This window comes from uncultured Pluralibacter sp., from assembly GCF_913775985.1.
Taxonomy (GTDB): domain Bacteria; phylum Pseudomonadota; class Gammaproteobacteria; order Enterobacterales; family Enterobacteriaceae; genus Pluralibacter.
In genome coordinates, this window is record NZ_CAJYMB010000150.1 from 297,665 (window position 1) to 309,311 (window position 11,647).

Consider the following 11,647-nt stretch of genomic DNA (forward strand, 5'->3'; position numbering starts at 1 on the left):
GATGAAGCAGAGCGACTTCTGCAGCGGAAAAGTCAGTGCCGCGCTGGCAATGGCGCTTTGCAGCTTTCCGCCGTTTTCCAGCGCAGCGGAGAGTACGGGATCGACGTACCAGTTCAATGACGGCTTTATTGTCGGCAGCCGGGAAAAAGTTGACCTCTCGCGCTTTAGCACCAGCGCCATCGAAGAGGGCGTCTACTCCCTTGACGTCTATACCAACGGCGAGTGGAAAGGGCGGTACGATCTGCACGTTACCCGGCAGAAAGACGGCACGCTGGGGATCTGCTACACCAGAGCGATGCTGGCGAAGTACGGCATTGCGGCGGAAAAACTAAACACTGCGCTCAGCGAAAAAGAGGGCTTCTGCGGGCCGCTGAAGGCGTGGCGCGATGAACAAAACGTGCAGGACAACCTGATCCAGTCCTCCCTGCGCCTGGAGATCTCGGTTCCGCAAATCTACGAAGACCAGCGCCTGAAAAACTACGTCAGCCCGGAGTTCTGGGACAAAGGCATCGCCGCGCTGAATCTCGGCTGGATGGCCAACGCCTGGAACAACCACAGCTCCGGGGAGGGCGGCTCCGACAATAACAGCGCCTATCTGGGACTCAACGGCGGCCTGTCGTGGAACGGCTGGCTGCTCAAGCACATCGGCAACCTCAACTGGCAGGAGCAGCAGGGCGGCGCGCACTGGCACAGTAACCAGACCTATCTCCAGCGGCCCATTCCGCAGATGAACTCCATCTTTACCGGCGGGCAGCTGTTCACCAGCGGTGAATTTTTTGACACCATCGGCGTGCGCGGCCTCAATATGGCTACCGATGACAATATGTTCCCGGACGGCATGCGCTCCTACGCGCCGGAAATTCGCGGCGTGGCCCAGAGCAACGCCCTGGTCACCGTCCGTCAGGGCAGCAATATCATCTATCAAACCACAGTGCCGCCGGGCCCGTTTACCCTGAAAGACGTTTATCCCTCTGGCTACGGCAGCGATCTGGACGTCTCGGTGAAAGAGGCCGACGGCACCGTTAACGTATTCAGCGTACCTTACGCTTCCGTTGCCCAGCTGGTGCGTCCGGGAATGACCCGCTACGCAGTGTCGGCGGGCAAGGTGGACGACGACTCCCTGCGCCACAAGCCGATGCTCTACCAAGCCACCTGGCAGCACGGCCTGAGTAACATGTTTACCGGCTATACCGGCGTGACCGGCTTTAACGACTATCAGGCGCTGCTGCTCGGTACCGGGATGAACACCGGCATTGGCGCACTCTCGTTTGACGTCACCCACTCCCGGCTCAAGAGCGGCGCGCTCGATGAAAATGGCCAGAGCTACCGGGCGACGTTCAACCGGATGTTCGTCGAAACCCAGACCAGCATCGTGCTGGCGGCCTACCGCTACTCCACCAAAGGCTACTACAACCTCAACGATGCGCTCTACGCCGTCGATCAGGAGCGCAACAGCCGTAATAACTACACCCTCTGGCGACAGAAAAACGGCATGACCTTTACCGTCAACCAGAACCTGCCGGAGGGCTGGGGCGGCTTCTATTTGAGCGGGCGGGTGTCCGACTACTGGAACCGCTCCGGTACCGAGAAGCAGTACCAGCTCAGCTATAACAACTCGTTTGGCCGCCTGTCGTGGTCGATGAGCGCGCAGCGCGTCTATACCCCGGACAGCTCCGGGCACCGTAAAGACGATCGGGTATCGTTCAACTTTAGTTACCCGCTGTGGTTCGGCGAAAACCGCACCGCCAATCTGACCTCCAATACGGCCTTTAACAACTCGCACTTTGCCAACTCGCAGGTGGGTATTAACGGCTCGCTGGACAGTGAAAACAACCTCAACTACGGCGTGTCGACCTCCACCTACAGCGGCGGCAAGCACGATGTGGCCCTTAACGGCAGCTACCGCACGCCGTGGACCACCATGACCGGCAGCTACAGCCAGGGCAGCGGCTATCGCCAGAGCGGCATCGGCGGCAGTGGCACCCTGATTGCCCACCGCGGTGGGGTGGTGATGTCGCCGGAAACCGGCACCACCATGGCGCTTATCGAGGCTAAAGATGCGAAAGGGGCCATGCTGCCCGGCTCGCCGGGCACCCGGGTGGACAGCAATGGCTACGCCATTCTGCCTTACCTGCGCCCGTACCGGATTAACGCCGTGGAAATTGATCCGAAAGGCAGCCAGGACGATGTCGCCTTTGACCGCACCGTCGCTCAGGTGGTGCCGTGGGAGGGCAGCGTGGTGAAAGTCACCTTCGGCACCACGGTGCAGAACAACATTACGCTGCGAGCGCAGCAGGCCAGCGGCCAGCCGCTGCCGTTTGCCGCCACGATTTACGATCCCGCCGGGAAAGAGATCGGCGTTGTCGGCCAGGGCAGCATGATGTTTATCAGCAGCGCCGGGGCGAAGCGCGCCATCGTTAAGTGGACAGGCGGGCAGTGCGCCGTTGACCTCAACGCTTCAAACAGTAAGGAAGCAGTATGTCGGTAAGAAATAAACTGATCCTCGGCGCGGTGCTGCTGATGGGGGGCGCGACGTCGGCGTGGGCGGACTGCCGCAGAGGATCTGCGCCTACAGTGCGGCTGGATATGGCGATGGGGCGTGTAGTCGTTAATCCCGATCTTCCTGTCGGAGCCGTTATCGCCCAACAAAGCTGGACGATGTCTGCCGGAAGCGGGATCAACTATTACTGCACGGGAAGAAACACCTTTAAGGCGGATATTGTCGTGCCCTCGGTTACTGACCTGGGAAACAAAGTCTATTCTACTAACGTTCCGGGGATCGGCATGCGCTTTAGCCGCGGTGGTGATAGTGTCAATATTGTCTATCCGGGTACCTATAGCCCTGATGCCGGTAGATGGCGCGAAACACAATATTCTCTTGAAGGATCGCGTTTTACTCTGGAAATCATTAAAACCTCAGCCCTGACCGGTAGCGGGACACTGACTTCGGGAAAATATACCTCTTATGATTGGGAATACGGACGTAATCCCATACTTGAAACCTATCTTAGCGCCAACGCCATCACCATTGTTTCCCCCTCCTGCGCCATCCTCAGCGGCAGAAATCAGAACGTCGACGTCGGCAGCATCAAGCGCAGCGAACTGAAGGGCGTCGGTACTACGGCAGGCGGTACTGATTTCAACATTCAGCTCCAGTGCAGCGGCGGCCTTAACGAAAACGGTTATGCCAACATTCAAACGACGTTCTCCGGCACGCTGGCCACCGGCACCACCGCCAGAATGGGCGCCCTGCTGAATGAAAAAGCGGGCAGCAGCATGGCAAAAGGGGTCGGTATTCAGGTATTGAAAGAGGGCGCGCCGCTGGAGTTCAATAAAAAATACGACGTCGGCAGGCTCAGTAATCAGGAGATGCGCTACCTTACCATTCCGCTGCGCGCGCGCTTCTATCAGTACGGGCAGACCGTCAGCACCGGCGAGGTTGAATCGCACCTGATCTTCAACCTGACATATGACTAATCCCGGAGGCGCGATGAATAACGCTGTATATACTTTTATTCGCGGCGCGCTGCTGTGCGGCGCGCTGGCGGCCGCCCCGGTGCGGGGGTTTGAAACTAACTACGACCAGGGGCGGGTGGACTTTGCCGGGCGGGTCACCGACATCTCCTGCAGCGTATCGCTAAACGGCGGGGAAAACGCCGGCAGCGGCAGCGTCTGGCTGGCGCCGGTAAGCCTTGCGGAAGTGCACGACCGGGGCGCGGGTGCCTACATGAAGCCTCAGCCGTTTACCCTGTCGCTCTCCAACTGCCAGCTGCGCCACGGCGGCGGGCGGGGAGCAGACCAGGACGACGTGCGGCGGGTGTCGGTACGCTGGGTGGATGGCTTTGTGGTCAACGACGTCACGAATGAAAATGCGGGCTATCTTGCCAATACGCTGCCGGACGGCGCGCAAAATATCTATCTGGCACTCTCCGTCAACGACAGCAACACGCTCGACAAAAGTAATAAAATTGTCCCCGGCGACCCGCAGCAGAATCAGGTGTCAATCCAGGACAAGGCCGTTAATGGCGGAGTGTTTACCTACTATATTGGCTACGTCACCGCGACGCCGCTACGCGCGACCAGCGGCCCGATTACCAGCTGGGCAACCTGGGAACTCATCTATAATTAATTGCCGGGAAAAGCGGTTCCTCTGAGATCCTCGGGGGAACATCCCGGTTGTTATTCCTCTCTTTAATACTCGCCGGCCTTCAGAGCAATTCATGCGCTTTCGCGTAATCAATTAGTTCCACAATCGTCTGAACCCCAAGCTTGGAGAAAATATTCGATTTATGGGCGCTAATTGTTTTATTGCTTAACAAAAGCTGCTCGGCAATTTCCTTATTCGATAATCCATTGGCGAGGTAGCGTAGCACCGTTACTTCGCGATTGGATAACGGCAGCTCAGAAAGATCGCCGCGCCGTGGAGAATTATGGCTGAGTAAGTTAAGGGTCTCAAAAGGGAAGAACGAATATCCTGCCAGCAGCATCTCCACTGCGCGAAAGATATCCTGCTGATCCTTACGTTTACTGATAAACCCATTCGCCCCGGCGCGCAGCGCGCGGCCGGCATAAAAGCTTTCTGAGCGCGATGAAAGGAATAAAACCTTGATAGCCTGATCTATCTCGTTGATGCGCTTGAGCAATGAAAACCCATCCGTACCGGGAAGCTCAACATCGAGAATAACCAGATCAACCTTTTGTTTTTTAATGAAATCAAGGAGCTCTCTTCCGCTGTCGGATTTTAGCACTACCTGGATATTGCTATTGTCTTTTAGCAAAACCTCAATCGACATTCTGACGATGGGCTGCTCGTCCATAATAATTACGGATGCCGGTTTCATTTTCTGTCCCTCTGATTAAAGGTGCTATTATGCTGAATTTATTCTGGCGATAATGTCAGCAAAAAGAGTATGTGTTGGTGAGTTCTTTCCGTTGTCTGTCTTTATCCTCTGCTTTTTACTTTATAAATGTGGGGCTACCTTGCTGAACGCAGGTCGTCAGGGATAGGAGTAGGAGCACAGAGAGTTTTAATATTGATATTTTTATGACAGTAGCGAACATTCCATATTCTCCATACCGTGCCCGCCGTTAGCGACAGCTCCGGGGGCAGACTTAGCGTTGGTACATTTTTCTTATTATTCCAGCAGAGGGATTATACCGTTAAAGTAGATCTGAAAAAGCCGCAGAAATGGATAAACGACTTTACTTATTAGGATGTGCTGACAGGAAGAATATAAGAATTTTCTTTCAGACAGAATTTCTGCTGATTTGCAATTTGATAATGGGAACGATTCCTGATGTCGTGAAAAACAAAACAACACACTGGATGTTGTTAATATGTTAATTTTATTTCAAGATTGCACCTTTTTGAATAGTTACCTTAAGGTAAGTAATATAAAGTAGGGTTGTTTTTTTAATTCATTGTATTTAATGTTCTTTTTCTTATTATTGCTGTTTTGATGCCCCTCTAAGCCGTGAGGTAAGCGTTTGCACTGATAAAAAAGAGAGATATAAAAGATTATAATTCGAACAAATTAACTGCCGGAACCATCGGGTTAACACAAAATATACTGTTATTATTTTCACTTTTTAACAGCGCAGGTGTTTTCTAAACAACATTTAGCAGACTAATCTAAGATTAGTTATAATTGTTATGTTTATGTTAATAAATAACTTAATTTTAACAATTTAATAAGTAAATTCTTATCGTCTTAGGACGTTTATTCACTAATCCCGAATCCTTCACCCGCACTACTGTTAATCCGCTGCAGCAGCTGTATAAGCTGCTGCCGGCGCTGTAGGCCGAGCCGCATCTGAATCCTGCCGATACGGTAGATAATCCGATGATAGGGCTGCTGCTGACTCTGCGCTATCAGTCGTAAAGAGTAGCCCTGCGCCATCAGCAGCAGAATTTTCCACTCTTTGTGGCTAAATATCGCTTCGCGCGGCGGCGGCGGCGGATTGCTGAGCTGCATTTTTGTCCATGCCTCTTTCAGCGGCAGGTGCTTGCTGATGATGCAAACGCTGCAGGAGGCGCGCAGAAAATCAAGAGCGGCGAAATCGGTTTCAGTCACCATCAGCGCGATATGTATTTCAGGGCGCTGCATGCGCTGCGCCCTGAGCCGTTCAATCAGCGTAATAACAGGCATAGAGAGCCTGTCCATATCCACAATCACGCTTTTGAAGTCTCCCCGCGCCAGCGCCAGCAGGGCATCGTCCGGATCGGTAAAAACAGAATAAAAGCAAATTGGAACAGGGCTGTGCCGAAAACCTTCGGCCAGAAAGCGATCTCCGGTAATGACAGCGCGGATCTCGTGAGTGCTGGTGTCGGGTTCAAGCAAATCGCTATGCTCAACCAGCGCGTGGTGGGGAAGAGGTAGTGGATTACTCTGCGATGCCCGCAGGTTCCGCCTGCGTCTCTCCCGTCGTAGCACCGCGCGCATTACTTTCTTATTCGATAGTGCAGTAATGTTTATTTTTTCTCTTTTAAATCAACATTATACTAAAAACGCACTCGCCTGTTTTGCCATTCAGACTTAGCGCTAAGGGATATAACTGCACAGGAGCATTGTTTACGGTGGCGGATAATAGAAATATCGGCCGCGGCTTAAATAACTGCTGGATTTTTCGTATCAAATAGAAAGATTCGCCCTGTACGTCTTTTAGACATTCTTTGAGTGTAAAATAATCGGCATGACCAACGCGGTGTCATCCCGGGTAAAATCCATTGACTCACAACACGTTGACCGTATAATTCCAGGCGTTTCGCATAGCGAAGTTTCACTTCTTTATGCGCCCTTAGCTCAGTCGGATAGAGCAACGGCCTTCTAAGCCGTGGGTCGCAGGTTCGAATCCTGCAGGGCGCACCATCTGTATCTCTTTCAAGATTTTTGAAGTCTACTAAACTCGCTAATCCCTCTGTATAGCCACAAATCCTATTCTGCTGCGGCCTGACGATTATCGTACCTGCGGATTTACGCGCAATTTTCTGCTTTTGCTTATAACAGGCATGAATTTGTCGGCGGGTATTTTTGAACAGGTAAATATGGGAAGGGCTAAAATCGTCCGTGCGAACGCATAATCAGCCCTGAAGTGTGATTGCGCGGATGGGAGGCCTCTAATGCTGTGCGCGGCTCAGGTTCTGCATCCGGATACTCACATCGCGTCGGAAATACATTACCTGCACGCTTAATGCAACGTCACGACGCCCACCATGCGTGAATGGCCCATCCGGCGGTCACCCAGAAGGCAATGCATAAAATCAGGGATATGACGAGGGCGCGACAGCCTTTACGAGTCATGGGTTTTTCCATGTGTGCTGATAGTCTGAATGGCGGGATTATTCTGACTCTTAACAATACCGTCTGTAATTAATTGTTTCCCGTTATCATTTAACCCCACGTCGCCAGGTTAATGTGCAGGAGATTTACCTGGCGATAATTCGCCGCAAAGTCGCCCTTCGGCTATCGGCGACAAGCACCTCCTGCTGCGACCGGGCTGCCTGGATATGTCCATTCCGGTCACAGACTGCCCCCTGGAAGAACGGCAATTCTACCCGGCGCCAGCTTGAAGGCTGTAACGTGGTGTCAGCTCAGATCGTGTCTGACGAATGAGTTGGCTAACAACACCAGCGCCCGGGCAGCTTAAAGTCTGGATAATATTAATCCGTTAGCCCAAAAGTCGTTAAAACCGCGAGATGGTCGCTGGGCCATATTTTACCGGCGGGCACAGAAATTTTTTCAGACTCAATTTCACCGCTGTCGCGCACGCCTCCTGTGACCTCTCCGGCAGGGCCATAGGTTTTGCTGCTAAGGATTTTTAATCCGCTATTATCGTTAACGTAAATAAAGTCTATCCGGTCGCGTTCATCAATACCCGGATCTTTAATGTCCGGGTTCAGGCGCTCGGTGTTATTAGCAAGCCAGGTGAAGCCGGGATTCAAGACTTCATTGGGATGCAGGGTCCGGAATGAGTCGGTATATCCCGCCGTTGTCATCAGTGACGAAGTTGTCCAGTTAATCACGGCACCATTATGGCCATACTGATTGCGGGTATTCTCAGTCCAGTCCAGATGCGAAGGTTCATTAAAATCCCCGGCTACGATTACAATATCTTTTTGCTTGCGAAAGGCATCGGCATCCTCCAGCACCGCGCGGATCTGCGCCGGACGTTTAGACTGCGCGTTATACGCCAGCATTTTTTTCTCATCGATGATGATATTGGGGTTTGCCGAATAGGCGCAGCAATCACCGCTGTAGCCGCGGGGTTCATATTGAGCAAGCTTTTGATAATCAAGATGCACTGCATATACAACCGCGCTTCTCCCGTTGATGTCTAATTCGGCACGAGTCGATTTTTTGGCGCTGTCGTAGGCGGTAATGGGGTACTTGGTTAATATCCCTGTATCATCGGTACCCTTATGATTGAGGTCAGCGGTCTGCTTTTTACCGTATTTAGCGAACGTGCTGGCATAATGATAATGCAGACCTCTTTTATCAAGATCGTTAGCCAGGCGTTTCAGAAAGTCATCTTTATAATTGCGAACCTCAACCAGCGTAACAATATCGGGATCGACATCGGCTATGCGATCGACGATGGCCTGATAACCACTGCGGATGGAGGTTCCCTCCTGCCAGATATTGAAACTCAGCACTTTAATTTCAGCCGGTTCAGCGGATCTTGCGCCTGTTACATTAAACAATAACGGTATGGCTATAAACAGGAATTCATTTTTTCGCATGGGTTATGCCCTGGTAAAAGTAATGATAAAAAAGCCAAAATGTTTCGCGACTTATTATTAATAGCATAGCAATACGGAGTTTTTTTGACAGGTGGAAAAAGAGCGAGCGGCTGGCGAGTAAATTACGCTGTAATAGCGGATAGATAATAAATGAATGTCTTTGCCAAAGACTGACGGGAAGGTGTTATTCACCCCTAATACGGTGGTTGTTGCAATAAAACCGATAGCTGATTCATTTCTTTTGCACCGCGCCCGCATAAATCCCCTGCGGGCGCGGTTTTAATGGGCTTTACTCCACGCAGAGCCCGAACCTCCGCACGTTAGCTCGCCAGCGACCGCTTCAGCCGCGGCTCCGAGGCCAGCCCCTTCACCAGCGCCGCGCAGGCCACCAGCAGCACAATGGTGAACGGCAGCCCGGTGGAGACCACCATTGCCTGCAGCGCCTCTACGCCGCCGCCCATAATCAACACCACCGCAATAACCCCTTCAAACGCGCACCAGAAGACGCGCTGGGTGGCCGGGCAGTCGACCTTGCCGCCGGAGGCGATAATATCCACCACCAGAGTGCCGGAGTCGGCCGAGGTGACGAAGAAGATCACCACCAGCACAATTGCCAGCGTACAGGTGATTTTCGCCAGCGGCAGGGTGTTGAGCATGGTGAAGAGCTGCAGCGGCAGCTTGGCGGTGGCGATGCTCTGGAAGCCCTCGGCGAAATACTGGTGAATGGCGGTTTCGCCCATGATGGTCATCCAGATAACGCAGGCCAGCGACGGCACCAGCAGCACCGAAATAATAAATTCCCGCACCGTGCGCCCGCGCGAGATGCGGGCGATAAACATCCCTACAAACGGCGACCAGGAGATCCACCACGCCCAGTAGAACGACGTCCAGCCGCCGACAAAGTGGCTGTCCGCGCGCTGGACCGGATTCGACAGAGCCGGAAGATATTCAAAATAGGCGACGAGATTGGAGAAAAAGCCGGAAAACAGTATCAGCGAGGGGCCAACTACCACAATAAACAGCAGCAGCAGCCCGGCAAGGATCATATTAAGCTCCGACAGCCGCCTGACGCCCACGTCCAGTCCGGCAACCACCGACAGCGTAGCCAGGGCGGTGATCGCCAGCACCAGCACAATCTGGGTGGTTTGCCCCATCGGTACGTCAAACAGGAAATTGAGCCCCGATGCGGTCTGGGAGGCGCCGAGCCCCAGCGACGTTGCCAGCCCAAAAATGGTCGCCAGCACGGCCAGAATATCAATCAGATGCCCCGGCCAGCCCCAAATCCGCTCTCCCAGCAGCGGATAAAATACCGAGCGGATAGTTAGCGGCAGCCCTTTGTTATAACTAAACAGCGCCAGGCCGAGGGCCAGCACCGCATAGATGGCCCACGGATGCAGCGCCCAGTGGAAGATCGTCGCCGCCATCGCCAGCCGCAGCGCGCTCTCCGGCGCGTTGGCCGCCCCCGTGAGCGGCGCCCAGTCGCTGCGCGCGCCGTTTTCCATCTGCACCCCGCCCATTGAACTTGAGAAGTGCGACAGCGGTTCGGAAACGCCGTAAAACATCAGGCCGATACCCATGCCCGCCGCGAACAGCATCGAAAACCAGGTGGCGTAATTATAATCGGGGCGCGCCAGCGTGCCGCCGATCCTGACCTTGCCCAGCGGAGAAAAGATCAGGCCCAGGCACAGCAGGACAAAAATATTGCCGGCGCTTAGAAAAAACCAGTCCAGCCGGGAGGTGAGGGTGCTCAGCAGAGATTTGAACAGCGGGGCCGCATCGTTTAAAAAAGCCAGCGTGAAAATGACAAAGGCAATGATTATCGCCCCCGAAATCATAAAAACCTTATGGTGAATATCCACCCGCAGGCGGCCGATATTCACCACAATGTTATCCTGTCCGGCCCGATAGCGGGTGAGATAAGGCGCCACCTCGCCGTCAGGCGCCATCGTATTTTTCGATTCCGACATTGTACTTTCCTCAGGGTTGTTTCTGTAGACGAAAGCCCTCCGCAGACTGCCTCTCAGGCTCTGTGTTTTTTAATTGCAGGGTAGGTAAGGAATTAGTTCAGTACGACCGTTCGGTTGCCGTTCAGGAATACGCGCTTTTCTACGTGGTAGCGCACGGCATTAAAAAGGGTGATCCGTTCAATATCCTGCCCGCGGCTGATCAGATCCTGCGGGTAGAGCGCGTGATCGACGCTCTGAATGCCCTGGGCGATAATCGGCCCTTCGTCCAGGTGATTGTTAACGTAGTGCGCGGTGGCGCCCACCATTTTGACGCCTTTCTCCCAGGCCTGATGATAGGGTTTGGCGCCCTTGAATCCCGGCAGCAGGGAGTGGTGAATGTTGATCGCCCGTCCGTCGAGCTGCTCGCACATGTTGGCCGACAGCACCTGCATATAGCGGGCGAGCACCACCAGATCGATGTTGAACTCCTCCACCAGCGCCAGAATTTTCGCCTCCTGCTGCGGGCGGTTTTCGGCGTTCACCGGCAGGTGGTACCAGGGAATGTTGTGCCACGCCGCCAGCGGTTCCAGGTCCGGATGGTTGGAGATAATCAGCGGCACGTCGATATTCAGCTGCCCGGTGCGGTGGCGGAACAGCAGATCGTTCAGGCAGTGGTCGAATTTTGACACCAGGATCGCCACCCGCGCCCGGTGTCCTGGCGGCGTCAGCTGCCACTGCATCTCAAACGGCGCAGCTCCCGGCGTAAAGCTATCGTTAAAGCCCTGAGGGCTGAAGTCCTCCCCGGCCTGAAAGGCGATGCGGATAAAAAAGCGCCGGCTGACCCGGTCGTCAAACGAGTGGATCTCATTGATGTAGTGGCCGGCGTCCGCCATAAAGCGGGTCACCACGTCGACGCTGCCCAGTTTGCTGGGGCAGCTGGCGGTGAAAATCCAGGGTGCGG

8 protein-coding genes and 1 tRNA gene are annotated in these 11,647 nt (G+C 53.8%); 4 read left to right on the forward strand and 5 right to left on the reverse strand.

Annotation, left to right across the window (positions count from 1 at the left end):
• The first annotated feature begins 1 nt into the window (after position 1).
• From QZ766_RS21830 to QZ766_RS21840, 3 genes are read left to right on the forward strand one after another with little or no spacing between them, the layout of a single operon-like run.
• The gene (locus QZ766_RS21830; RefSeq protein WP_297207216.1) at positions 2–2,488 is read left to right on the forward strand and encodes a fimbria/pilus outer membrane usher protein; all 2,487 of its coding nucleotides are present in this window, start codon (positions 2–4) and stop codon (positions 2,486–2,488) included.
• Positions 2,479–3,477 carry a fimbrial protein gene (locus QZ766_RS21835; protein WP_297207218.1) on the forward strand — a complete coding sequence of 333 codons (999 nt, stop codon included), beginning with the start codon at positions 2,479–2,481 and terminating at the stop codon, positions 3,475–3,477. The genes QZ766_RS21830 and QZ766_RS21835 overlap by 10 nt, the downstream gene beginning before the upstream one ends.
• Positions 3,478–3,490: 13 nt before the next feature.
• Positions 3,491–4,129, forward strand: coding sequence for a fimbrial protein (locus QZ766_RS21840; RefSeq protein ID WP_297207220.1), 639 nt, complete (start codon positions 3,491–3,493; stop codon positions 4,127–4,129).
• Positions 4,130–4,208: 79 nt separating this feature from the next.
• On the opposite strand, the gene fimZ is transcribed toward QZ766_RS21840, so the two are convergent.
• Positions 4,209–4,841 carry a fimbria biosynthesis transcriptional regulator FimZ gene (fimZ, locus tag QZ766_RS21845; RefSeq protein ID WP_297207222.1) on the reverse strand — a complete coding sequence of 211 codons (633 nt, stop codon included), beginning with the start codon at positions 4,839–4,841 and terminating at the stop codon, positions 4,209–4,211.
• 879 nt (positions 4,842–5,720) lie between these two features.
• On the reverse strand, positions 5,721–6,341 hold the full coding sequence (locus QZ766_RS21850; RefSeq protein ID WP_297207225.1) for a hypothetical protein: 621 nt from the start codon (positions 6,339–6,341) through the stop codon (positions 5,721–5,723).
• A gap of 451 nt (positions 6,342–6,792) precedes the next feature.
• Between QZ766_RS21850 and QZ766_RS21855 the strand changes: the two genes are divergently transcribed.
• Positions 6,793–6,869: transfer RNA gene (locus tag QZ766_RS21855), tRNA-Arg, on the forward strand.
• A 791-nt stretch (positions 6,870–7,660) separates the two neighbouring features.
• On the opposite strand, the gene QZ766_RS21860 is transcribed toward QZ766_RS21855, so the two are convergent.
• From QZ766_RS21860 to purU, 3 genes are all read right to left on the reverse strand, one after another.
• The gene (locus QZ766_RS21860) at positions 7,661–8,740 is read right to left on the reverse strand and encodes an endonuclease/exonuclease/phosphatase family protein (protein WP_297207228.1); all 1,080 of its coding nucleotides are present in this window, start codon (positions 8,738–8,740) and stop codon (positions 7,661–7,663) included.
• A gap of 320 nt (positions 8,741–9,060) precedes the next feature.
• On the reverse strand, positions 9,061–10,707 hold the full coding sequence (locus tag QZ766_RS21865) for a BCCT family transporter (RefSeq protein WP_297207231.1): 1,647 nt from the start codon (positions 10,705–10,707) through the stop codon (positions 9,061–9,063).
• Between the two features lie 92 nt (positions 10,708–10,799).
• On the reverse strand, positions 10,800–11,647 hold an 848-nt coding region (purU, locus tag QZ766_RS21870), incomplete at its 5' end, for a formyltetrahydrofolate deformylase (RefSeq protein WP_366509464.1).

Bases quoted from the DNA above. Each gene is read 5' to 3' on its own strand.
- QZ766_RS21830 (WP_297207216.1), top strand. From the start codon at position 2: ATGAAGCAGAGCGACTTCTGCAGCGGAAAAGTCAGTGCCGCGCTGGCA.
- QZ766_RS21835 (WP_297207218.1), top strand. From the start codon at position 2,479: ATGTCGGTAAGAAATAAACTGATCCTCGGCGCGGTGCTGCTGATGGGG.
- fimZ (WP_297207222.1), bottom strand. From the start codon at position 4,841: ATGAAACCGGCATCCGTAATTATTATGGACGAGCAGCCCATCGTCAGA.
- QZ766_RS21840 (WP_297207220.1), top strand. From the start codon at position 3,491: ATGAATAACGCTGTATATACTTTTATTCGCGGCGCGCTGCTGTGCGGC.
- QZ766_RS21860 (WP_297207228.1), bottom strand. From the start codon at position 8,740: ATGCGAAAAAATGAATTCCTGTTTATAGCCATACCGTTATTGTTTAAT.
- QZ766_RS21865 (WP_297207231.1), bottom strand. From the start codon at position 10,707: ATGTCGGAATCGAAAAATACGATGGCGCCTGACGGCGAGGTGGCGCCT.